The organism is Halomonas sp. CSM-2 (genome assembly GCF_002119345.1).
Taxonomy (GTDB): Bacteria; Pseudomonadota; Gammaproteobacteria; order Pseudomonadales; family Halomonadaceae; genus Vreelandella; species Vreelandella janggokensis.
Genome location: NZ_NBYR01000020.1, coordinates 31,690 through 54,515 on the forward strand (window position 1 = coordinate 31,690; position 22,826 = coordinate 54,515).

Below are 22,826 nucleotides of genomic sequence, written 5' to 3' on the forward strand. Positions count from 1 at the left end.
AGTCGCGCCATGTCTCAAAAAACACCTGACAATCAATACCGCTCTCCTCCCACTCATGATCTTCCCGAGATCCTCGAAACGGAGGAGGTCCCCCCCGAGCGTAACGCGCTTGACCGCCTGATCGTACGTGGTGGCAGGGCGGTTTCCTGGCTGGTGCTTGTGGCGATGGGCATTAGCGTCGTGGAAGTTTTCATGCGCTACGGTTTTAACAATCCCACCTCCTGGGTACACGAAACCGTGGTATTTCTGATTGCCGTTATTTTCGTGCTTGGCGGCCCGGCGGCCATGGCGCGCAATAGCCATATTCGCGTCAAGGTGCTCTACGACAGCGCCGGCCCAACGCTGAAGTGCTGGATGGATCGCTTTAACGACCTGCTGACGCTGATTTTTTGCATGTCGATGAGCTACGCCGCTTTTTACATGTTCTGGGGCGCGACGCATAACCCGCTGGGCGAATGGTCGCTGGAGCGCTCAGGCACCTCCTGGAATCCGCCTTTTCCTGCCATGGTCAAGGGCATGATTTTTTTTGCTCTGACACTGATGACGCTGCAGGCCTTGCTGCACCTATGGCAATCGCTTAAAGCGAAACCCCATACCAGTACCGGGGAGACGCGCTGATGGATATTTCAACCGCAACAATCCTCATGGTGGGTGCTATTTTCGCGCTGCTGGTTACCGGTTTGCCGTTGGCATTCATTACCGGCTTGGTGGCCATGGCCTTCACCTTTGGCTGGTTCGGCGAGGCGGCGCTGCCACTGGTCACCAGCCGCGTCTATGGGTTTATCACCGAATATTCGCTGGTAGCGGTGCCCATGTTCGTGTTGATGGCGTCACTCTTGGATCGATCTGGCATCGCCAAGGACCTGTTCAACGCCATGCGCGTTTTTGCCGGCCGTCTGCCAGGCGGCGTCGCGGTGCAGACCATTGTGGTGGCATTCTTCCTGGCTGCCCTTTCGGGCATTATCGGCGGGGAGATCGTCCTGCTGGGGATTCTGGCACTGCCGCAAATGCTCCGCCTGGGCTACGACAAGCGTCTCTCCATTGGTGTGGTGTGTGCCGGTGGCGCCCTGGGCACCATGATGCCGCCCTCTATCGTGCTGATTATCTATGGCCTGATCGCCAGTGTATCGATTGCCGACCTGTTCGCTGCTGCCGTTACCCCCGCCATCATCCTGATGGGCTCCTATATCGCCTATGTGCTGGTGCGCTGCCTGAGAAATCCCGCGCTGGGTCCGCCATTGGATAAGGACACCCAGGACAACCCTTTCGCCAGTAAACTGGACGCCGTCAAAGCCATTCTGCTTCCAGGGCTGATTGCCTTTCTCGTGCTGGGCACTATCTACGGCGGCATCGCCTCGGTCACCGAGGCAGCGGCCATGGGTGTCTTCGGCGTACTGCTCGCCACCATCGTGCGCGGCGAGTTCACCCCCAGCATGCTGCACCATAGCCTGGGCCAAACCATGAACACCTGCGGCATGATCATCTGGATCGGCATCGGCGCCGCCGCCCTGGTGGGCGTCTACAATCTGATGGGCGGCAACCGCTTTGTGTCGAGCCTGATCCTGGGGCTCGACGTCGCGCCGATTGTGATCATTCTGGTAATGATGGCCATCATGCTGGTACTCGGGCTATTTCTCGACTGGATCGGGATCGCCATGCTGGCCCTGCCGATCTTTCTGCCCATCGTCACTCAACTGGGGTTCGACCCGATCTGGTTCGGTATTCTGTTCGCCGTCAATATGCAGGTGTCGTTCCTGTCACCGCCCTTCGGGCCCGCCGCCTTCTACCTTAAAAGCGTGGCACCGCCGGATATCAGCCTGAAGGATATCTACCTGTCTGTACTACCCTTTATGGCCATTCAGCTGTGCATACTCGCGGCGCTATTGATGTGGCCGCAACTGGCCATTTGGCCACTATGATAACCGCCACCTGCATGAGGAGAACGCCATGCGAATAATTCAGTGTGACCACCAGGGCCAGGTTCGCGCCGCGCTGGTCGAGAGCGAAGAGCAAGTCAGACTGCTCGACGGCGATACCTACACCCTGGCCAACCGGGCGATTAGTGCCGGCAAGCCGCTCAGCGAAATGGTGACAGGAGCGCTCACCGATACCCGCCTTGATTACCAGGCGCTGGTCGACGATAAGCGCCTGCTGCCACCGCTGACGCACACCGACCCGGCGCACTGCCTGGTGACCGGCACTGGCCTTACTCATCTGGGCAGTGCCGATACCCGCTCGGCGATGCACGCAAAAGCTCAAGCGGCTGAAGAGGATATGACCGATTCCATGCGCATGTTCAAGCTGGGCGTGGAAGGTGGCAAACCCGGTGCTGGTAAGCCGGGCGCGCAGCCGGAGTGGTTCTACAAGGGCGACGGCCAGTGCGTGGTGGCCCCGGAAGCAGCGATCCCCTCCCCCGCCTTTGCTGAAGATGCCGGCGAGGAGCCCGAACTGGCAGGGCTTTACGTGATTGGCAACGATGGTCAACCCTGGCGAGTCGGCTATGCTTTGGGTAACGAGTTCTCAGACCACGTCACCGAGCGCTTCAACTACCTGTGGCTGGCTCATTCCAAGCTACGCGCCTGCAGCTTTGGGCCCGAGCTATTGATCGGTGAGTTGCCAGCGCACTTAGAGGGCACCAGCCGTATCCAGCGCAATGGCGAAACGGTGTGGGAGAAACCCTTTCTTACCGGCGAGGCCAACATGGCACACAGCCTGGCTAACCTGGAATATCACCATTTTAAATACCCGGGATTCCGCCGACCCGGCGATGTCCATGTGCACTTTTTCGGCACCGCAACACTCAGCTTCGCCGACGGCATCAAGGTGCGCGAAGGCGATTGCTTTGAGATCAACATCCATGAATTTGGCCGCGCCCTGCGCAACCCGCTAAGGGTTGAAGCAGACGCACCGGCCATCAGCGTGAAACCGCTTTAACACCTGATTTTTTACACCAACAGGAGGCTGTATGACTCTGGAAGGCAAACTACTTATTGGCCAGCAGGCCATCAGCGGTAAACAGGCGGACATTCAAGCCGTCAATCCCGCCACCGGCAAGGCCCTGGACCCCGTCTACCCCGGCGGTAGCAAAGCGGAAGTCGAGCAAGCGTGTGAACTTGCCGAAGCGGCTTACGCCACTTACCGCGAAACCTCGCTTGAAGACCGAGCCGTGTTCCTCGAAACCATCGCCAGCGAGATCGAGGCAATCGGCGAAGCACTGACCGAGCGTGGCGTCGCCGAAACCGGCCTCCCCGAGGCGCGTCTGCAGGGCGAACGTGGCCGCACATGTGGCCAGCTACGCTTGTTCGCCAACGTGGTACGGGCCGGCGAATGGCTCGATGTGCGCATTGATCCCGCACTGCCCGACCGCGAACCGATGCCGCGCGTCGACCTGCGCCAGCGGCATATCGGCCTGGGCCCGGTCGCGGTATTTGGCGCCAGCAACTTCCCGCTGGCCTTTAGTGTGGCCGGTGGCGATACCGCGTCGGCGCTGGCCGCAGGCTGCCCGGTGGTGGTCAAGGGTCACTCCGCCCACCCCGGCACCTCCGAGTTGGTCGGCCGCGCCATTCAACGCGCCGTTGCCAAGTGCAACCTGCCTGAAGGCGTCTTTTCACTGCTGTTTGGTTCGGGCAAAGAGATTGGTCAGGCGCTGGTCGCCGACCCGCGCATTCAGGCGGTGGGCTTCACCGGTTCACGCAGTGGCGGTACGGCACTAATGGCCACTGCCCAGGCGCGTCCTCAGCCGATCCCGGTCTACGCCGAGATGAGTTCCATCAACCCGGTGTTCCTGCTACCGGAAGCGCTCAAGGCACGCGCCAACGCCATCGCCGAAGGCTTCGTCGGCTCCCTCAACATGGGCGCCGGTCAGTTCTGCACCAACCCTGGCTTGGTAATCGGGGTGAAGGGTGCCGACCTGGATGCCTTCATCGATACCGCTGGCGAAGGTGTCAAAGGGAGTGCCGCCCAGACCATGCTCACACCGGGCGTTCATGGTGCCTACAACGATGGCATCGGCGCCCTGGCTAATCACCCCAACGTTCGCAACGTCGCCCGGGGTCAGGCCGGCGAAGGCCCGAATGCTTGCCAAAGCGGACTGTTTGTCGCTAGTGCGACCGACTTCCTGGCAGATGAGACTTTGCAAGCCGAAGTATTCGGCGCCAGCTCGCTGGTCATTGAATGCGCCAACGTCGACGAAATGCAGCGGGTCGCTTCCCAGGTCGAAGGACAGCTCACCATTACGCTACAGATGGATGACGGCGACCTGGCGACCGCCAAGCAACTGCTGCCAACCCTGGAGCGCAAGGCAGGCCGGATCCTGGCCAACGGCTGGCCAACCGGTGTAGAAGTGTGCCATGCCATGGTGCACGGCGGGCCTTATCCGGCGACATCGGACTCCCGCACCACCTCGGTGGGCAGCGCGGCGATTTTCCGCTTCCTGCGCCCGGTGTGCTACCAGGCGTTGCCGGAAGGGTTACTGCCCGAGGCGCTCCGTGACGGCAACCCCTATGGCGTATCTCGTCTGGTCGATGGCAAGCGCGAATAAACAAGCGCGACTTGAGACCTTACTCAATAAAGGCGTCGGTGGTTTCACGATGACCGTATAAAAATGCATCGGCGACCTGGCGCAGCGGGGCAACATCCACCTCGCTGCGTTTTTTTGTGATCAATTCGCCAAAACGCGCGTAGAGGCCTTGATATTCGCGCTCTTCAGCGTCGATGAGAACGTCGTCGTCAATCACTAGACGGCAGCCGCCCTGGGTAAGGCTCAGGCGGCTTCCATCACTGTCGATATGCATATCCCAGGTGGGCGGGCCGGGTTGACGAAAGTCAAAATCAGCCTCAATCAGCGCGCCTTCTGGATCGGTGAAGGAGAGCTCCGCTGCAATGGGGGTTTGCGCGTTACTGGGTACCTGCAACCGTGCTTTTTGCAGGAAAAATGGCTGCGGCAAAATAGCGGTGGCAATCGAAAGCGCGTTAATACCCGGATCAAATACGCCCATGCCACCGACCTCCCAGATCCACGCCTGGCCTGGGTGCCATACCCGAACATCTTCCTTCCATTCGATCTCCACTCGCTGCACCTGACGCTCACTCAACCACTTCCGGGCCTGGGCCACACCGGGAGCAAACCGCGAATGCCAGGCGGCAAACAGGCTAACGCCCTGCCTGGAAGCGGTGGCAATCAAGTCCTCCACTTCGCTTAGCGTTGCCCCTGGCGGCTTTTCCAGCAGCACGTGCTTGCCGCGCAAGAGCGCCGCCCGCGCCTGGGAGTAGCGCAAGTGGGTTGGTGTGCAGATCGCGACGGCGTCGATATCCGGATGAGCATCAAGCATCGCTTCCAGACCTTGATAGCCAGGTAAATCCGGCAATGAAGTATAAGGATCCGCCGTGGCGACAAGATGGCAGTTCGGGGTGGCAGCTATCGCCGGCAGGTGCTGGTCGCGGACGATCTTGCCCACGCCAACCAGGCCAAGGGTAAAGTCAGACATACGCTTACCTCAATTGAAAACGTTCACTCTAGAGAAGCGATCGGGAGTCAGTGTGCGGTATGGAGCAGCTCGACAGTGCGTCCTAATGAGCTGGCGCTATGTTCAAGACCCAGCGCTTCCGCGGTACCCGCCAATACGGCTTGGGAAGCTAAAAAAGCCTCACGGGGTCGGCGCAACCGAATGCTCTCCATGAGATGTCGATGGCGTTCCAGACTCTCTTCAGGGTCGGAGGCACTCTCGTTGGACATGGATATCAGCATATAGATGGAGGGGCGCAGAATATGGGATAGCTGTGCCCAGACGATATTGTGGGTCGCCTTGAAGATCGCTTCGTGGAAAGCAATATCGCATTCGCTATGCAGTCGTCGCTCTTCTTCGCAAGTCGCATTGCGCAGGTTCTGCCCCAGGCCCTCAAAGGCTTCCTCGATGGCGACCAGATCCCGTGCCTTGGCACGCTTGGCGGCGGTCATTGCCACATAGGGTTCAACGTCCAGGCGAAAGGCGAGGATTTCGCGCTGAATATCCGGGTTGGGGGCGGCGTAGCGGGTTAACCAGTCGGTCACCTGGGCGTCGAGAATGTGCCACTCCGAGTATTCACGCACCTTGGAGCCATGGCCGGAAATACGCTCAATAATGCCAGCATCCACCAACTGACGCAGGTCGCTACGCACCGCTGAGCGATTGATCGCGAAGCGCTCGCATAGGTCCAGTTCACGGGGTACAAAATCGCCCGGATGATAATGCCCTCCGAAAATCTCCTCGGCGAGATGCTCGGCGATACTGGGGCGAGCGGTGGGTTTCCTTAAAGATGAAGTCAATGCGGTAGGCCCCTGTTTCAATTCCTGTCAATCATAACGTATTTGACCGGTCGACTGTCACCGAAAGGGCATCAAGCCCCGCCCGTTGTCTCAGTTCCAGCCGCCGTTCATAAAGGCCTTTAGCGCTCAGAGTGCCCAGTACCAGGACACCGCCAACCATGGCCATCGGCGCTGGCTGTTCGGCCAGAATCCACCAGGCCAGCAGCGTGCCTATCACTACTTCCAGAAGTAACAGCAAACCGACTTCAGCGGACGGGAGATACAGCGGCCCACGCTGCAACAGCGTCACCCCGCAAGGCACAATTATCAGACAGAGCAGGATCACCACGGCTAGCTGGTTGGCGGCTGGCAGGGCCGGTTCGCTCCCCGCCAGCCAAAACAGGCCGGCGACACTACCTACAACAATACCGTTGAACACCAGCATGGGGCTCATATCCACCCCCGGGCGCGTCCGGCAGAGGGTGAAGTTGATCGCCAGGGTTGTCGCCGCCATCAAGGCGAAAGCATTACCCAACCAGGAGCCAGCGCCCGCGTCATCGAGGGCGATCATCGCAATACCCAGCATGCAAATAAAAATTGCCAGCCAGGTACGTCTGGGCAGACGCTCCTTGAGGATAATCCAGGAGAGTACGGCCGCAATTAACGGTGAACTGGCCAATATCATCAGTACGTTGCCCGCTTTCGTGTACTGGTTGCCCAGCACGAAACCGCAGGTGGTCAGGCTGAACAGCAGCGCAACGGCGATGCCCGTCCAGCCACAGCGCCGGTACGCTGCCAGGGTGCCTCGCCCGTAGCGCATCAGGGCGATCAGCAGAAACCCCAACCCTGAAAGAAAGCCACGCCACATCAAAATTTCTGCATCGGGGAGGTCGGCCACTTTGATCAGCAGGGCGTCCGGCGCCATGATGATTGCGCCACCCGCGGTCAACAGCAGGCCCTGCTGGCGATGCGACAAAGTACTAAAATGGCTCATTCTGGTGCTTGTCCTTTTGTGTCCGTGACCGCCCCTTTAATGGTTATCCCTGGGCGGATGCTGGCGGGCGACATCGCGATACTTGCTTGCGGTCTCCAGCGTCATACCGCGATCCAGCGGTTCCACCATGCTGCGCTGAATTTCTTGCCAGGGCGTCTGGTGGCCCGGATAGCGATAGCCCCCCTGCTGGGCCAAGCGCTCTCGGCGTGCGTCCAGTTCACTGGCATCAATCAACAGCTGCACCTCACCGCGCTTGAGATCGACCCGCAGCTGGTCGCCACTTTCCAGCAGCGCCAAGCCCCCGCCGGTAGCGGCTTCCGGGGAGGCATTGAGAATCGACGGCGAACCGGAAGTGCCCGACTGGCGGCCATCGCCCAGGCACGGCAACGATTCGATGCCCTGTTTAATCAGCGCTTCCGGCGGCTGCATATTGACCACTTCGGCACCACCGGGGTGGCCGACGGGGCCTGCGCCGCGCATCACCAGAATGGTGCGCGCGTCGATGTTGAGCGCCGGGTCATCAATTCGAGCGTGATAATCCTCGGAGCCATCGAATACCACCACCTTGCCTTCAAAGGCATCGGGGTCGTTGGGGTCATTCAGGAAGCGTTCGCGAAAATCCCGGGAGATCACGCTGGTCTTCATCAGCGCCGAGTCGAACAGGTTGCCCTTGAGGTTGAGGAAGCCCGCGTGCTCGACCAGCGGGTCGGCATAGCGACAGATTACATCGGCATCCCGGGTTTCGCGGCCTTCCAGATTATCGCCAATAGAGCGGCCATTGACCGTCAGCGCGTCGCCGTGCAGCTTACCGGCGGTATGTAACTCATGGAGGATCGCCGGAACGCCCCCCGCGCGGTGGAATTCTTCACACAGGAAGGCACCTGCCGGCATGACATTGGCCAACAGCGGAATCTCATGGCCCAGCCGCTGCCAATCATCATTATCCAACTCAATGCCCGCATGACGGGCAATGGCATTAATGTGCACCGGCGCATTTGAAGAACCGCCCAATGCCGAACACGCCACAATGGCATTCTCGAACGCTTCCCGGGTCAGGATATCCAGTGGCCGGACATCTTCCCATACCATATCGACGATCCGCGTACCGGTATCATAAGACACCATGGCACGCTCCTTGTAGGGCGCGGGTATCACCGCCGACCCTGGCAGGCTCATTCCCAGCACTTCAGCCATGGAGTTCATGGTGGAGGCGGTGCCCATGGTATTGCAGTGGCCAATTGAAGGCGCCGAGTCGCTGGCCCGGGAAAGAAACTCGGCGTAGTCGATATCCCCCGCCGCCAGACGCTTGCGTAGCTCCCAGATAATCGTGCCCGAACCGACCCGATCGGCACCGCGCCAGCCATTCAGCATCGGCCCGCCGGACAGCACAATGGCCGGAATATTCACCGTTGCAGCGGCCATCAATGCCGCCGGGGTGGTTTTATCGCAGCCGGTCGTCAGTACCACACCGTCTAGCGGGTAGCCATGCAACACCTCCACGATACCTAAGTAGGCGAGATTTCGATCCAGCGCCGCGGTGGGCCGGCGGACATTTTCGTGGATAGGATGCATGGGGAACTCGAACGGCACTCCCCCTGCCGCGCGAATACCGTCTTTGACCCGTTTTACCAGCTCGATATGATGGCGATTGCATGGGGTCAAATCGGACCCCGACTGACAAATACCAATAATCGGCTTACCGCTGGTCAGTTCATCGAGCGTAATGCCGTAATTAAGGTAGCGCTCGATGCACAACGCCGTTGTGCCGGGGTGGTCAGGGTTGTCGAACCAGTAACGTGACCGCAATTGCTCAGGAGTTATGCGTTGAAAATTGGCCATGGTATCGCTCCACGCCTAGAGTGAATATTGAAAGTTAGTAAGCAAGGTACGCTTTCTTCGCTTTCAGGTCGACACATACAAAAGTATATGTTGAACATACAATAAAAACGTTAGACATTAGCCTAGGGATTGCGGTGCTTGCCATATAAGGCAGCGCCGCTGACACACAACTACAACAGACGCCACGCTGCAGTTCGCTTGCAAGATATCCTCAGTGAAGTGGCCTGCGGCACGCCAGGAGAGTGACAATGCATTATCTATGGAAACGCACCCTGTTAATGACCGGTGCCACACTGCTCAGCTCAGGCATGGCTTACGCACAAACGCCTGATCTTTCCGACCCGCCCGAGATTGATGGCGAAAAGGTGGGTGACCACGGCAGCGTTACCTTACGCATGGGGCTTGGCTTGGCCGAAAGCTCTCCCCAGTACATCTCCAGCGAGTACTTCGCCGATATTCTTGAACAGCGTAGCGACGGTCGAATAACAGTTAATGTCTTCCCCAACAGCCAGCTCGGTGATGACGTGCAGATGATGGAAATGCTGCAGACCGGTACGCTGGATATGACCTACCCCTCTTCATCACCTGCAACGAGCTACGTCGAGGAACTGGCCGTATTTGACCTGCCCTTCTTGCTGCCTACCCGGGAAGCAGCTGTTGCGGCGATGCGCAGCGAAGCCGCCCAGGAGATGCTTGATGCCTTTGACGGCACCGGCATCAAAGCCCTCGCCTTCTCTGAAAATGGTTTCCGCCAGCTATCCAATAGTGCCCGGGAAGTCTCCTCGCCAGAGGATGTCGCAGGCCTGGACGTTCGCGGCTTGGCAATTCGCACCATGGAAAATCCGGTACACCTGGATATCTGGGAAGCGCTGGGCGCCAACCCCACGCCCATGGCCTTCGGTGAGCTGTTCTCGGCCATGGAACAGGGCGTTGTTGACGGCCAGGAAAACCCCTGGAGCACTATTCTGACCTCCAACTTCTACGAGGTTCAGGAATTCGGTTCAGAAACCCGCCACGTCTACACACCTTTTATCAAGATGATTTCCGAACGCACTTGGGACGATTTAGATCCTGAGTACCAAGCGCTTATTCAAGAAGCCGCGCTGAAAGCAGCCGATTATGAAATCCAGCTTTCCGCCGAGTACGACGACTGGTCGCGTAATCAGCTTGAAGAACGCGGCATGAAGATCACCCGTCTGGATGACGAGCAAATTGCCGCTTTCCAGGAAGCGGTACAGCCCGTTTATGAAGAGTGGGCCCCCCGCATCGGCGAAGACCTGGTTGAGGAATTCCAGCAGATCGCCGAATCGTCCATTACGGAATAAGCGTCGCGTTACTGTCGCTCTGTCAGCCAAGACAAGGGGCGTAGGCCCCTTGTCTTGCCGTTACTCGCCTCTGCGGAGAGCTTATGGACTTCCCCGATACGCAAATTCCAGATACGGCGGCCTTTCTCGACGACCCCCAGCGCCAGCCGTTGGAAATCGACCCCGAGCAGCGCCAGGGTCCCGCCTTGTTTCGCTGGCTGACGCTGGCCATGGAGCACGTGATTGCGGCATTGCTATTAGCGTTAATCGTCTCGGTATCGGTCAATGTGGTGGGTCGCGCCGTGTTCAACAATTCCGTGCCCTGGGCCGATGAGCTGGCCCGTATGCTGTTCATCTGGCTGATTTTTATCGGCGCGGCGGCGGCCTTTGCGCGCTTTGAACACATCGCCGTGGATATTCTGGTGCGTCGGCTACAGCCCCGCGCCGCCCATATGCTGTATCTACTCCAGCACACCATTATCACTGTATTGATGGGTGTCATCATCTGGGGGGGCTATCTAGTGATGTCACGCGCATCCGGGCAAACGGCCATCCTTAATGTGCCCTGGAATCTCGTTAATGTCTCATTCGTGCTTTGCGCATGCTTTATTGGTTCAGTGTCAATTTGGCGCGCCTGGAAGAGCATTCAACAAATACGTTCCCCCAACGCAACGCCGAACGCCGGTGGAGGCTGCTAAACCATGCTATGGATTTTTCTCGGCATCCTGTTTGTTTCGTTAGCTTTGGGCCTGCCGATTGCATTTGGCTTGGGCATCGCCGCCGTGGTCATGGCGGTACTCTCTGATATACCGCTCTCGATCCTGATCGAGCAGTCGATTCGTGGCGTAAACAGCTTTCCCCTGCTGGCCATTCCGTTCTTTATCATGGTCGGTGAAGTCATGAGCAACGGCGGCATTGCCCGTCGTCTCATGGAACTGGCCGGTGCCCTGGTGGGTTTCGTGCGCGGCGGCCTGGGTCAGGTGGCGATTACCGGCTCGATGTTCTTCGGTGGGATTAGTGGCTCAGCCGTTGCCGATACCGCCGCCACCGGGGCGATGATGATCCCCTCCATGACCAAGCAAGGGTACACAGCGCCACAGGCCACCGCCATCAACACCGTCTCGTCAGTCATCGGCATTATCATTCCACCCTCTATTCCGCTGATCCTGTTTGGCATTGTTACCGAGACGTCGATCAGCCGCCTGTTCATCGCTGGCATTGTGCCGGGGATATTGATCGGTTTCGGGCTCATGGCGACCACCTTCATCATGGCCACCATCGGACGTGCCGGGCAGACCCGTAAATTCCGTTTGGATGTTTTATGGCAAGCCTTCAAAGCCGCATGGCTGGCGCTGGTACTGCCCGTGCTCGTCATCGGCGGCATCATCGGCGGTATTTTCACCGCCACTGAGGCGGCTGTTGCCGCGCTGCTTTACTCGCTGTTCATATCGCTGGTGGTCTACCGCGAATTCAAGATTACGGCGCTCTGGGGCATGCTGATCCGCACTGCCCGCTTGACCGGTATGGTCTTGCTATTGCTGGCCTTCGCCACCGTCATTGCCTGGTTTTTAACCATCAACATGGTGCCACAGACGCTGGTCACCCAGGTGCAGGCGATCACCCAGGACCCCTTCCTGCTGTTGTTGATCGTTGCCGGCTTGCTGCTGCTGGTGGGGTTTGTCATGGACCTGACCCCCGCGATGGTCATAATGGCGCCGATGCTCACCCCCATTGTCGAGTCCGTTGGCATCGACCCGGTGTACTTCGGCGTACTGATGGCATTTATCCTCGGCATCGGCCTTTTGACACCACCGGTGGGCACCTGCCTTTACGTCGGTTGCGGTGTCGGCAAGGTTTCCATGGAGCAGCTCGTCAAGGCCATGCTGCCCTACTACGCCACACTGCTGGTGGTGCTGGTCATCCTGATCGCTTTTCCCGGCATTGTGACCTGGTTGCCTGACCTCACCGCCGTTAGCGGTAACTGATAACTGAGACTCTATATGGATAAGGCATGCAAACGATGATAAGTCCCCACGAACTACTGCCGGCTGACCTGGATAACGCCTTATTAGTTGGCCGCGTATGGCAGGAAGGTCCACGCCCTGGGCCCGCACTGGTCGCGGTGCGTGATTACCAGGTCATCGATATTACCCCGCTGGGCCCGACCATGGCCGACCTGTTGGAACGTGACGACGTACTGGACGTCGTGCGTAAAGCAGAAGGGCCGAGTCTGGGTACCCTTGATACGCTACTCACCAACTCTCAGCTGTCTTCGCCGCAAGCGCCTTATCTGCTCGCCCCCTGCGACGTACAGGCCGTCAAGGCGTGCGGCGTGACCTTTGCTGTCAGCCTGCTGGAGCGGGTGATTGAGGAGCAGGCGGGCGGCGATTCGGCCAGGGCGGCCGAGTTGCGCAGCGACTTACAGGCACTCATAGGCAAGGACCTTTCCAAGATCAAGCCAGGTTCCGAGGAGGCGATGTCGCTTAAAAAAGCGCTCCAGGCACGTGGCGGCTGGTCGCAATACATGGAAGTCGGCATCGGACCCGATGCTGAGGTGTTTACCAAAGCGCAGCCGCTGTCCTCGGTTGGCTTTGGCACGACAGTGGGCCTGCACCCGGCCTCGCAGTGGAATAACCCCGAGCCGGAAATTGTCCTGGCCGTGGATAGCCGCGGCCAGGTGCGCGGCGCCACCCTGGGTAACGACGTCAATCTGCGTGACGTGGAAGGGCGCAGTGCCCTGCTGCTCGGCAAGGCAAAAGATAATAACGCCTCCTGCTCATTGGGCCCGTTTATTCGCCTGTTTGACGACCACTTTGATATCGACAGCGTGCGCAACTGCCAGGTATCGCTGCGTATCGAGGGTGAGGACGACGACTTCCTGCTCCAGGGCGAGAGCGATATGCGCGAAATCAGCCGCGACCCGCTGGACCTGGTCAACCAGACCATCGGCGACCATCACCAATACCCCGATGGCTTCATGCTGTTTCTGGGCACCATGTTCTCGCCGATTCAGGACCGTGACGGTGAAGGTCAGGGCTTTACCCATCACCTTGGCGACCGTGTCACCATCGCCACCCCGGCCCTGGGCGCCCTGGTCAACCCGGTGGGCAGAAGCGATCAGTTGCCGCCCTGGACCTATGGCATTCGCGAACTGATGCGCCATCTGGCCTAAAAGCCACCATTATCAAAGAGTTAACAGATGGCAATGACGAACGACGACTTTCTTGACCAACTCAGCACTCTTCTGGGCGAAAGCGGTGTATTACGTGACCCCAACGACATAGCGCGCTATGTCAGCGATTGGGCGGGCGATACGCTCGGCACGCCGCTTGCCGTTGCCCGCCCGGCGAATACCGAGCAAGTCGCCGAGGTGGTCAGGCGTTGCTATGAACACGACATTGCGATGACGCCCCAGGGTGGCCACAGCGGCCTGGTAGCCGGGGCACTACCTGCCGCAAATGGCCAGGAACTGGTCATCAGCCTGGAGCGTTTGAATAGCGTGCGCGCCATTGACCCGGTCAACTTCACCATCACCGTAGACGCAGGCTGCATTCTTGAGAACGTCAAACTTGCTGCCGCAGAACATGACTGCGACTTCCCGCTCTCACTGGGCGCCCAAGGCAGCTGTCAGATTGGTGGCAATATCGCCACCAATGCCGGCGGGCTTAACGTGCTGCGCTACGGCATGATGCGCGAGCTGGTGCTCGGGCTTGAAGTGGCACTCCCCGACGGCCGCGTCTGGGAAGGCCTTGACGCCCTACATAAGGACAACCGCGGTTACGACCTTCAACAGCTGTTTCTGGGCAGCGAGGGCACGCTGGGTATCGTCACCGGCGCGGTGCTTAAACTCTCCCCACGCCTTACCCAGAACCGCACCGCGCTGCTCGGTCTGCCATCGGTACAGGCGGTGATCGATCTGTACGGTCTAGCGCGTCGCGACTGTTGCGACCTGCTGACCGCCTTCGAGCTGATCCCCCGCCGCTGCATCGAGTTGGCCATCGAAGCAACGCCTGAGCTGCGCGACCCGCTGGAAAGCGCCTATCCCTGGTATGTGTTGATGGAAGTCGCCGCCACAGGCCCGATAGACCTGAGCGCTATGCTTGAACAGCTGCTTGAAAAAGGCATGGAGCGGGAGTGGGTACTTGATGGCGCCCTGGCATCTAGCGATACCCAATCCGCCCAGCTCTGGCAGTTCCGCGAGAGCATGCTGGAAGGCCAGCGACGGCGCGGTGAGCACCTGCGCACCGATATTTCCGTGCCCATCTCGGCACTTCCCGACTTCGTTACCCAGGCGAGCGAAACAGTGATGGCCGCTTCGCCCGAGTGCGAGATCATTGCCTACGGGCATGTCGGCGACGGCAACCTGCACTTCAATATCCTGCCGCCCATGGCCATGGCCGACAGTGAGAAAAAAGCCCACCTCCACGACCTTGAAGAACGACTGTTTGACGTGCTCGACGACTTCCATGGCAGCATCAGCGCCGAACACGGCATTGGCCGTACCAAGCAAGCGCCCTATCTGGCGCGCTTATCGCCACTTGAGCGGGAGTTGGTCCAGGGCGTTAAAACTTTGTTCGACCCCAAGGGATTGATGAACCCAGGCAGGATTTTGCCGGCAGATGACTAGCAAGCGGCCCGCCTGACATTGTCAGCGGGCGCTTTAGGTAAGAGCTAGGCAGGCCCCACCACATGCTTCACTTCCAGGTACGCACTGAGCCCCCAGGGGCCGAGTTCGCGGCCGATGCCGCTGCGCTTGAAGCCGCCCCAGCCGGTCTCGGGGAGTACCAGTTGCTCGCTGTTGTACCAGATGCTGCCGGCTTTGAGCTGTCGGCCAATGCGTTTGGCGCGCTCGGGGTCGCCGCTGATGACGGTGGCCGCCAGGCCGTAGTCGCTGTCGTTGGCGAGTTGGATGGCTTCAGCTTCGCTGGCGACACTTCGTGCACAGAGCACCGGGCCAAAAATTTCTTCTTTCCACAGGCGGCTGTCCACCGGCACATCGCGGTAGAGCGTAGGCGCCAGGAAGTAGCCTTTTTCTGGCAGCGTGCGGTGTTTCACATCGCGCACTGCCTTCAGGCCTTCCTGTTCAGCCAGGTCCAGATAGCCCTGGACCGCGTCGCGCTGCCTGGCGCTGGTCATCGGGCCTAAGTCGGTGCCTTCCGCCAGCGGGTCGCCCAATGTCAGCGCATCCATCCGTTCGGCAAGGGCGGCGTAGAGCGCTTCCGCTATATCTTTGTGCACCAATAAACGCGAGGTCGCGGAACAGATTTGCCCGGCGTTGAAGTAGATGCCTGCCATCACCCAATCAGCGGCCTGAGCGGGGTCAGCGTCTTCCATCACCAGAACGGGGGATTTACCCCCCAGCTCCAGCGATACGTTGGCGGAGCGACTGGCCGCGGCTTTCATGACGGCTTCACCGACACGATTGCTGCCCGTAAAGGAAATTTTGTCCACATCGGGATGGTGGGTCAGCGGCGCGCCAATGCCTTCGCCGTCGCCGTTGAGAATATTCAGCACGCCCGTGGGCAGACCGATTTCCAGAGCAATTTCTGCCTGCACCCGCTCGGGGAGCGGCGTCACTTCCGAGGGTTTGAGCACGGCGGTACAGCCCGCGGCCAAAGCGGGGGCCAGCTTCCAGGCGCTGGTCACCAGTGGGAAGTTCCACGGGGCAATCAGCCCTACCACGCCGACAGGGTCGTGGTAGCAGCGGGCTTCAACACCCTCCATTTCCACGCTGACCAACTCGCCCTGGCGGGCATCCAGCGCCCTGGCCTGCCCGGCGTAGTAGCGATAGCAGGCAATCGCATCGTCAAGATCAATGCCCGCTTCCGCCAGCGGTTTACCGTTGTTGGTCGCTGAAAGCGTGAGGATCGAACCCCGGCGGGCTTCCAGCGCGTCGGCGAACTTTTCCAGGAACGCCGCCCGTGCGGCACCGCCGAGCGCCTGCCATCCGGGCTGCGCCTGCTGGGCGGCGTTGACGGCGGCATCGACATCCGCCGTATCCCCAGCGGTCACCTGGGCAATGCGTTCTTCGCGGTAAGGGTTCATCACGTCGAGCAGACGGGTACCCTGGGAGACGACCCATTGGTTGTTGATGAACTGGTGATCAAGAATCTGGCTATCTGGCAGCGAAGCGTGTTCCGCGCTTGAAAACGTAGACACCGGGTGACTCCTTTAAAGGTCGTGTTGGCGTAGCCAATCATCGATAAGTTGCTTGAGATGCTGGCCGCTAAAACTGGGGAAGTGTCCGCCATGCACCGTGCGCACCGGCAGCTCTCTAAGCCGTCGCATACTGGCGGCATAGTCGGTGAGGTCGCTGTGCCACAGGTCTTCAATCAACGGACCATCGTAAATCAGGTCGCCCGAGATCAAGGTTTGCGTCGCGGATTCCCATAGCGCAATACCGCCGGGAGAATGCCCCGGGGTATGAATCACTTCCCACTGTCGATTGCCTAAATCCAACACCTCACCATCCTCTAATGGGCACACCATTTGCGGCGCGGTAATGCGGTAGCGTTCGTGGGAATAGGGCGCTGGCGGCAACGCTTCGAACATGTCGTCGCTGAGAAACTGCGCTGCCAGGGTGCGTGTATTATCCGGCGAATTCAGAATGTCTGCCTCAGCCCGATGCACATGGCAGCAATCAAATTCATGGGCCGCACCAATATGGTCAAAGTGGGTATGGCTGGCCACTGCCAAGATGTCACGCTGGCTAAGCAGCGCAACGTGTTGGCGCAGCGGTATGGCACCCAGACCAAAATCCACCACCATGCCGCGCTCGCTGCCCTGGACATGCCAGATATTGCAGCGATAAAACGGCTTGATCCACGGCTCGTCGATCAAGGTAATACCGTCCGCCTTGGCGGCGGTACGGTACCACTGGTGTTCGTCAATACGCGTCAAGTTCATGCTGTCGCTCGCCTGGTGATGGCTACTTTGCTGACAACGTAATAGAGCCCGCCGGTAATCACAAACACGGGCAGCGAAGCACCAAAGTCCAGCGGTGCCACCCAGTTCCAGTAATACGCCAAAAGCGCCCCTACCGCATAGCTGCCCAACGCCAGCCAGTTAAATGCAGGCAGGCTATCGGCCTGTTGAATCAGTTGCGCCGAGGTGTAGCGCTGGCGACCCAGCAGGAAGTAATCGACGATCATCAGCGAAAAGGCGGGAATAAAGACGCTGCCAATAATCAGTAGAAACGTCTGGAACTGATCGAGAATACCGGGGATCAGTGCACCGATCACGGACACGACGCCAATGATCAACGCTGGCTTCCAGAACGGCACCTTGGGGCGCACGCTCATGAATGAAAGCGTCGCGCTGTAGACACACATGACGTTCGTCGTCAGTACTGAAAAGAAAATCACCAGCGCCGCCGGCAGCCCAAACCCGAAACCGCTCAGCAGGGCGGTGGGATCGTAGGTCTGCTCCATGCCTTCGGCGATGGATAGCGCCGAGACCGTGGCGCCCAGCCCCATGGCAATCAAGGTGGCCGTCACATAGCCGCCCCAGGTACCGACGACCGCTGCCTTCAACGTACGGCAGTGGCGATTATAGTCCGCCGCGAGCGGTATCCAGGAAAAAGCAGTGGCCACGACGATATCGAAGATCACGCCGCCGCCCAGCACGCCTTCCGGCTCCAGTTGGGTAATGCTTGGCAGGTCGTAATGGCGATTGAGCGCAAACAGCACCACCGCCGATAGCCCCACCATTAACAGCGCTGCGATTTTCTCGACCTTTTCGATACCCAAGTGTCCGCGAAGGGCGATCAGCACCACCAGGGATTCGCACAACACCGTAAACAGCGCCACATTGGAATAGCCCGTCAGGCTCTCCACCGCGTAGTCGAGGCTCATGCCTGCCAAGAGCGCCTGGATCCAGCTCCACGCAATCAGCGCCAGCAGGTTCACCCAGGCAGGAAAGTTGGCGCCTTTTCTACCGAAGGTACCCCGCGCCAGCACCATGGTCGTCATCCCGGTTCGCTGGCCCATGACCCCGATCAACACCAGCGGGATAATGCCGATCGCCGAGCCTACCGCGATCAGCAGCATGGCATGCTGAAAAGTGAGATCCGGTACCAAGAACATACCGGTCAATATGGTGGTAACAACGACGTTGGCGCCCAACCACAGCGCGAAGGTTCCAGGCAGACCGAGACTGTGTTCCACATCGTCTGCCGACAGCGTATCCTGGCCTAATACATGATTATTCTTCATTGTTGTCTCCTGTTTCGATCAGGTTTGTTTGCCATGCGGCGGCGTTTATCTCGATCAGTAACGGCCCGTTCGCTTCGTGGTTGGTGAGCGCTTTAGCCAACTCGGCGGGGCTTTCTACGAGCACCCCCGGGCAACCAAAGCCTTCGGCCAGAGTGAGAAAGTTCGGCGCCTGAAGGTCCACGCCCAGGCGGGCAACGCCGTTGGCATCCATATAGCGGCGAATCTCTTCGTAACCGGCGTTGTGCCACAGCACGATCACCACCGGCAGACGCTCCTCTACCGCTGTTGCTATCTCAGCGAGGGTAAACATCACCCCACCATCGCCTACCAAGGCCACCACCGGTAGATCAGGGCGACCCAACTGAGCGCCCAGCGCCGCCGGCAGCCCATAGCCCAAGGTGCCGTAGCCCGTTGAGGCGTTGAAATAACGCCTCGGCGCTGGCTGGCTAACCAGGTGATTGCCGGCATACACCGGCGCGGTGGAATCACCCACCAATATCGCCCCAGGCAGATGCTCGGCCAGGGTGTCGTAGAGCGGGACAAAGTCGCTGAAGGCAGGATCGTTTTCTAGATTCAGCGCGCTCAAGGCGTTAGCCGTTCGCTCAATGCCATTACGCTGCATTGCGTCTGGGAAATGCGCCAACAGACGTTCAAGACTGCGTCCGGCGTCCCCCACCAGCCCCAATGTCGTTCGCTGATTGCGCACCAGTTGCTCAGGGTCGAGATCGATCCGGATCAGCGCACCATTAAGATGAAAGCCACCATCAAACACCACGTCATAATCGGTCTCACCAAGCTCGGTACCCACCGCCAGAATCACATCGGCATTGACCGCCAGTTCACGCACCGCGGGTAGCGCGGCGTTAGCCCCCAGATCCAGCGGATGGTCACGGCCCAGCAGGCCTTTGGCATTGATGGTCGTGACCGTGGGCGCATCCAGCTGTTCTACCAGTGCTCGCGCCGCCTCTGGCGCTGCCACGCAGCCACCGCCCAACAGTACCAAGGGTTGCTTCGCTGCATGCAACAAACGGGCGGCTTCGGCAAGCCCTTCCGGGTCGGGAGCAGCACGATAGAGCGTAGGTGCCTGCCAACTGGCCGGTTCATTTACCGGCGCATTAAACAAGTCGATGGGGATTTCGATATGCACTGGGCCAGGGCGTGCGCCATTAAAGACCGCAAAGGCACGGGCCAGCACCTCGGGCAGCGTGTTGGCGTCCAGCAGCGTATGGCTGAATCGCGCCACACCACTGATCATCTGCTGCTGGCTAGGCAGCTCGTGGAGCCGCCCCTGGCCCAAACCCAGCGTATCGCGGCGATTGACGCTGGAGATCACCAGCATGGGAATGGAGTCCGCCAGGGCCTGGCCCATGGCGGTGGCCATATTGGTCATTCCTGGCCCGGTGATAATCAGGCAAACGCCCGGCTTGCCGCTGGCTCGGGCATAGCCGTCGGCCATAAACCCCGCACCCTGCTCATGGCGCGGAGTGACATGCTGCACATCGCTGCCTTCCAGCCCGCGATAAAGCTCCACGGTATGCACGCCTGGAATGCCGAACAGTGTGCTGACACCGTAGGTATCGCGCAGCAAATGAACCAGCAGCTCGGCACAGCTCATGGTGGATTGATTGCTCGTTACGCTAGTGTTCATTGCAGGCCCCTTAGAAGAAAAACGTATGGGCCATAAAGGCAATGATCGGCAGCGTAATGGCGGTCCGCAGCAGGAAGATCGCCACCAGTTCCCAGAGCTTGATCGGGATCTTCGACTTGAGCAGCAGCGCGCCGATTTCCGACATGTAAATCAACTGAGTGAGCGACAGGCAGGCAATCACAAAGCGGGTCAGCTCGCTTTCGATATTGGTCGCCAGTACCGCCGGCAGAAACATGTCGGCAAAGCCCACCAGCGTCGCGGGCGCTGCCGCTTCTGCCTCGGGAATTCGCAGCAGCTCCAGCACCGGGACCATGGGATAGGAAAGCCAGGTAAACAGCGGGGTAAATTCGGCGAGAATCAGCGCTACCGTGCCAATGGCAAACACCAGCGGCAGCAGTGCGAGGAAAATATCCATGACGTTCAGCAGCGCCAGCTTTGCCAGCTCCCTTGGCCCCGGCGCACCGGCGGCGCGACGCGTGGCTTGCAGCAAGCTGTAACGCAACAGACCTATTTTAGCGGTGGGTTTTTCGCTGATCTGGCACCCTACCGGCTCATAGTAGTCATTGGCTTTGCGCGACAGTGGCGGCAAACGCGGTACGATCACCGCGGCGATCAACCCCGCCACGACCACCGTGAAATAAAACTGCACAAACAGGTGGTTAATATCCACAAAGCTGGTCACGAGCAGCGCAAAGGCAATCGAGACCACCGAAAAGTTGGAGGCAATCACCGAGGCTTCGCGGCCGTTATAGTAGCCCTGCTCATACTGTTGCGTGGTAATCAGTACGCCGACGGTACCCGACCCCATCCACGACGCGGTGGCATCGATAGCACTGCGGCCCGGCAGGTTGAAAATCACCCGAAACGGCTTGCGCACCAGGCTGCCGATAAACTCCATGAAGCCGAACTCGACCAGAAACGGCAGCAGCAGCGCAGCAAAGAAGAAGAAGGTCAGTAGCACCGGCGCCAGATCGTTAAGCATCACGCCACCGGTAAACGATGCGGTGACGAATTCGGGGCCTAACTGAAAAAACGTCATCAAGGCAAACAGCGCGCCCAGGATGCGCATACCCAGCCATACAGGCCCGACGTGAAACATTTCGTTCAGCACGCCCGATTTCGCCCAGGAAGGGTTCACCAGTTTGGCGTACAGCGTGGCGACGACCGAGAAGCACAATACCACCGTGGCGATAGCAGGCAGCGCCGCTCCCAGCAGGGTTTGCAACCCATCGGCCATCAGGCCCATGCCGATGTTAATGGTGTCGCCTACCTGAAAGGGCACCAAGAACAACAGCACCCCAATCAGGGAGGGAATTAAGAATTTAATGAGATGGCGCCGCTGGATCGGTTCATCGGCGCTTGGCTCGTCTAACTGCACATGCGAGGACATGGGTTCACCTGTATTGAAGGTTTATTGGAGGTGAGCTGGCGATTTCTGAAGCGGCGGACAACACCGCTTCTTAACTTGCATCGTTATCGTCTACGCCTTGTTAAGTCGGCGCTTTTTATCGCAATTATCGAATTAACTGCCGGTCTTCACGCCCGGCAGTACGCAGAGCATTTCATACAGCAGCGTGGCCCCCATTAATGCCGTGTTGCCGCTTGTGTCATAGGGGGGAGAGACTTCCACCAGATCACCGCCGACAATGTTCAAGCCTGACGCGCCCCGGACGATCTCGAGCCCCTGGGAAGACGTCAGGCCGCCCATTTCCACCGTGCCGGTGCCAGGGGCAACCGACGGATCCAGGGAGTCGATATCAAAGCTGATGTATACCGGGATATCGCCCATCTGTTCGCGCACTTCCTTCATCAACGGCGCCAGCGAGCGGTACCAGCACTCTTCGGCGGGCACAACGCGGAAGCCCTGCTCACGACACCAGTCGAAATCTTCCGCGGCGTATCCCGTCCCCCGCAGGCCTATCTGCACGACCTTGTTGGCGGCCAGCAGCCCCTCTTCCTGGGCACGGCGAAACGGCGTGCCATGGGCAATCGGCTCGCCAAACATGTGCTCATTCACATCGGCGTGGGCATCGACGTGGATCAGCCCCACCGGGCCATGTTTCTTGGCAATGGAGCGCAGTATCGGCAGTGTCAGCGTATGTTCGCCGCCAAGGGTCAGCGGAATGCAGTCATGCTTGAGCACCTCGTCGTAAAACGCGGTAATGATGTCGACGCTTTTCGGCAGGTGAAAGGTATTGATGGGTACGTCGCCGATGTCTGCCACCTGCAGGCTTTCAAAGGGGGCCGCGCGGGTCGCCATGTTGTAGGGGCGCAGCATGCGCGACTCATCGCGGATCTGGCGCGGCCCAAGGCGTGTGCCCGGGCGGTTTGACGTGCCAATATCCATGGGAATGCCGATAAAGGCGGCGTCCAACCCCTGAGCCGTCTCCTGCGTGGGCAGGCGCATCATGGTCGCGGGGCCGGCAAAGCGTGGCATGCTGTTGCCGCCCATCGGCTGATTAAAGTCCGACATACTCATCTCCAGCTTGTTATTGATTGAGCCATATCCGGCCTGACTACTGTTGAATACTGCAGGTACCGTGCC

The 22,826-nt window shown here is 59.4% G+C and carries 19 protein-coding genes; 9 read left to right on the top strand and 10 right to left on the bottom strand.

Going from position 1 to position 22,826, the window contains the following annotated elements; translation table 11 throughout:
- Positions 1–9: 9 nt before the first annotated feature.
- The 4 genes from B7L15_RS16185 to B7L15_RS16200 are packed head-to-tail and all read left to right on the top strand — an operon-like array spanning position 10 to position 4,540.
- Positions 10–618: a TRAP transporter small permease subunit gene (locus B7L15_RS16185; RefSeq protein ID WP_085919967.1), complete on the top strand. Its 609-nt coding sequence runs from the start codon at positions 10–12 to the stop codon at positions 616–618.
- Positions 618–1,919 (top strand): TRAP transporter large permease, encoded by a 1,302-nt coding sequence (locus tag B7L15_RS16190; RefSeq protein ID WP_085919968.1) that lies wholly within the window; start codon positions 618–620, stop codon positions 1,917–1,919. The genes B7L15_RS16185 and B7L15_RS16190 overlap by 1 nt, the downstream gene beginning before the upstream one ends.
- Positions 1,920–1,947: 28 nt before the next feature.
- Positions 1,948–2,934 carry an AraD1 family protein gene (araD1, locus tag B7L15_RS16195; RefSeq protein ID WP_085919969.1) on the top strand — a complete coding sequence of 329 codons (987 nt, stop codon included), beginning with the start codon at positions 1,948–1,950 and terminating at the stop codon, positions 2,932–2,934.
- 31 nt (positions 2,935–2,965) lie between these two features.
- On the top strand, positions 2,966–4,540 hold the full coding sequence (locus tag B7L15_RS16200) for an aldehyde dehydrogenase (NADP(+)) (RefSeq protein WP_085919970.1): 1,575 nt from the start codon (positions 2,966–2,968) through the stop codon (positions 4,538–4,540).
- A gap of 19 nt (positions 4,541–4,559) precedes the next feature.
- Here the strand turns inward: B7L15_RS16200 and B7L15_RS16205 are convergent, their stop codons facing one another.
- Genes B7L15_RS16205 through B7L15_RS16220 form a run of 4 tightly spaced genes read right to left on the bottom strand, consistent with a single transcriptional unit; the run spans position 4,560 to position 9,116 of the window.
- Positions 4,560–5,486 carry a Gfo/Idh/MocA family protein gene (locus tag B7L15_RS16205; RefSeq protein ID WP_085919971.1) on the bottom strand — a complete coding sequence of 309 codons (927 nt, stop codon included), beginning with the start codon at positions 5,484–5,486 and terminating at the stop codon, positions 4,560–4,562.
- A gap of 47 nt (positions 5,487–5,533) precedes the next feature.
- Positions 5,534–6,304: a FadR/GntR family transcriptional regulator gene (locus tag B7L15_RS16210; RefSeq protein WP_085919972.1), complete on the bottom strand. Its 771-nt coding sequence runs from the start codon at positions 6,302–6,304 to the stop codon at positions 5,534–5,536.
- A gap of 31 nt (positions 6,305–6,335) precedes the next feature.
- Positions 6,336–7,277 carry a DMT family transporter gene (locus tag B7L15_RS16215; protein ID WP_085919973.1) on the bottom strand — a complete coding sequence of 314 codons (942 nt, stop codon included), beginning with the start codon at positions 7,275–7,277 and terminating at the stop codon, positions 6,336–6,338.
- 36 nt (positions 7,278–7,313) lie between these two features.
- Positions 7,314–9,116, bottom strand: coding sequence for an IlvD/Edd family dehydratase (locus tag B7L15_RS16220; RefSeq protein ID WP_085919974.1), 1,803 nt, complete (start codon positions 9,114–9,116; stop codon positions 7,314–7,316).
- A 248-nt stretch (positions 9,117–9,364) separates the two neighbouring features.
- On the opposite strand from B7L15_RS16220, the gene B7L15_RS16225 reads away from it, so the two are divergent.
- From B7L15_RS16225 to B7L15_RS16245, 5 genes are all read left to right on the top strand, one after another.
- Positions 9,365–10,441 carry a TRAP transporter substrate-binding protein gene (locus B7L15_RS16225; protein ID WP_085919975.1) on the top strand — a complete coding sequence of 359 codons (1,077 nt, stop codon included), beginning with the start codon at positions 9,365–9,367 and terminating at the stop codon, positions 10,439–10,441.
- An 83-nt stretch (positions 10,442–10,524) separates the two neighbouring features.
- A complete protein-coding gene (locus B7L15_RS16230; protein WP_085919976.1) occupies positions 10,525–11,118 on the top strand; it encodes a TRAP transporter small permease in 594 nt (197 codons plus the stop codon).
- Between the two features lie 3 nt (positions 11,119–11,121).
- The gene (locus B7L15_RS16235; RefSeq protein ID WP_085919977.1) at positions 11,122–12,405 is read left to right on the top strand and encodes a TRAP transporter large permease; all 1,284 of its coding nucleotides are present in this window, start codon (positions 11,122–11,124) and stop codon (positions 12,403–12,405) included.
- Positions 12,406–12,431: 26 nt separating this feature from the next.
- Positions 12,432–13,592, top strand: a complete 1,161-nt coding sequence (locus tag B7L15_RS16240) for a fumarylacetoacetate hydrolase family protein (protein WP_085919978.1) — start codon at positions 12,432–12,434, stop codon at positions 13,590–13,592.
- A gap of 33 nt (positions 13,593–13,625) precedes the next feature.
- Positions 13,626–15,047 (top strand): FAD-binding oxidoreductase, encoded by a 1,422-nt coding sequence (locus tag B7L15_RS16245; RefSeq protein ID WP_085919992.1) that lies wholly within the window; start codon positions 13,626–13,628, stop codon positions 15,045–15,047.
- Between the two features lie 44 nt (positions 15,048–15,091).
- Here the strand turns inward: B7L15_RS16245 and B7L15_RS16250 are convergent, their stop codons facing one another.
- The 6 genes from B7L15_RS16250 to speB form a co-directional block, all read right to left on the bottom strand.
- On the bottom strand, positions 15,092–16,579 hold the full coding sequence (locus B7L15_RS16250) for an aldehyde dehydrogenase family protein (protein ID WP_254902963.1): 1,488 nt from the start codon (positions 16,577–16,579) through the stop codon (positions 15,092–15,094).
- 12 nt (positions 16,580–16,591) lie between these two features.
- On the bottom strand, positions 16,592–17,326 hold the full coding sequence (locus B7L15_RS16255) for an MBL fold metallo-hydrolase (RefSeq protein WP_085919979.1): 735 nt from the start codon (positions 17,324–17,326) through the stop codon (positions 16,592–16,594).
- Positions 17,323–18,633, bottom strand: a complete 1,311-nt coding sequence (locus tag B7L15_RS16260) for a purine-cytosine permease family protein (protein ID WP_085919980.1) — start codon at positions 18,631–18,633, stop codon at positions 17,323–17,325. Before B7L15_RS16260 ends, B7L15_RS16255 begins: the two co-directional genes overlap by 4 nt.
- Positions 18,623–20,281 carry a 5-guanidino-2-oxopentanoate decarboxylase gene (locus B7L15_RS16265; protein ID WP_085919981.1) on the bottom strand — a complete coding sequence of 553 codons (1,659 nt, stop codon included), beginning with the start codon at positions 20,279–20,281 and terminating at the stop codon, positions 18,623–18,625. Before B7L15_RS16265 ends, B7L15_RS16260 begins: the two co-directional genes overlap by 11 nt.
- Positions 20,282–20,291: 10 nt before the next feature.
- Complete coding sequence (locus B7L15_RS16270) at positions 20,292–21,671, bottom strand: YjiH family protein (protein WP_085919982.1); 1,380 nt, start codon at positions 21,669–21,671, stop codon at positions 20,292–20,294.
- Between the two features lie 132 nt (positions 21,672–21,803).
- Entirely contained in the window at positions 21,804–22,754 is a 951-nt protein-coding gene (speB, locus tag B7L15_RS16275; protein ID WP_085919983.1) for an agmatinase, read from the bottom strand.
- Between the last annotated feature and the right edge of the window lie 72 nt (positions 22,755–22,826).

Coding starts and splice junctions, on each gene's coding strand:
- speB (WP_085919983.1), bottom strand. CDS start 22,754: ATGTCGGACTTTAATCAGCCGATGGGCGGCAACAGCATGCCACGCTTT.
- B7L15_RS16265 (WP_085919981.1), bottom strand. CDS start 20,281: ATGAACACTAGCGTAACGAGCAATCAATCCACCATGAGCTGTGCCGAG.
- B7L15_RS16220 (WP_085919974.1), bottom strand. CDS start 9,116: ATGGCCAATTTTCAACGCATAACTCCTGAGCAATTGCGGTCACGTTAC.
- B7L15_RS16230 (WP_085919976.1), top strand. CDS start 10,525: ATGGACTTCCCCGATACGCAAATTCCAGATACGGCGGCCTTTCTCGAC.
- B7L15_RS16185 (WP_085919967.1), top strand. CDS start 10: ATGTCTCAAAAAACACCTGACAATCAATACCGCTCTCCTCCCACTCAT.
- B7L15_RS16270 (WP_085919982.1), bottom strand. CDS start 21,671: ATGTCCTCGCATGTGCAGTTAGACGAGCCAAGCGCCGATGAACCGATC.
- B7L15_RS16235 (WP_085919977.1), top strand. CDS start 11,122: ATGCTATGGATTTTTCTCGGCATCCTGTTTGTTTCGTTAGCTTTGGGC.
- B7L15_RS16215 (WP_085919973.1), bottom strand. CDS start 7,277: ATGAGCCATTTTAGTACTTTGTCGCATCGCCAGCAGGGCCTGCTGTTG.
- B7L15_RS16205 (WP_085919971.1), bottom strand. CDS start 5,486: ATGTCTGACTTTACCCTTGGCCTGGTTGGCGTGGGCAAGATCGTCCGC.
- B7L15_RS16200 (WP_085919970.1), top strand. CDS start 2,966: ATGACTCTGGAAGGCAAACTACTTATTGGCCAGCAGGCCATCAGCGGT.
- B7L15_RS16255 (WP_085919979.1), bottom strand. CDS start 17,326: ATGAACTTGACGCGTATTGACGAACACCAGTGGTACCGTACCGCCGCC.
- B7L15_RS16245 (WP_085919992.1), top strand. CDS start 13,626: ATGACGAACGACGACTTTCTTGACCAACTCAGCACTCTTCTGGGCGAA.
- araD1 (WP_085919969.1), top strand. CDS start 1,948: ATGCGAATAATTCAGTGTGACCACCAGGGCCAGGTTCGCGCCGCGCTG.
- B7L15_RS16260 (WP_085919980.1), bottom strand. CDS start 18,633: ATGAAGAATAATCATGTATTAGGCCAGGATACGCTGTCGGCAGACGAT.
- B7L15_RS16190 (WP_085919968.1), top strand. CDS start 618: ATGGATATTTCAACCGCAACAATCCTCATGGTGGGTGCTATTTTCGCG.
- B7L15_RS16225 (WP_085919975.1), top strand. CDS start 9,365: ATGCATTATCTATGGAAACGCACCCTGTTAATGACCGGTGCCACACTG.
- B7L15_RS16240 (WP_085919978.1), top strand. CDS start 12,432: ATGCAAACGATGATAAGTCCCCACGAACTACTGCCGGCTGACCTGGAT.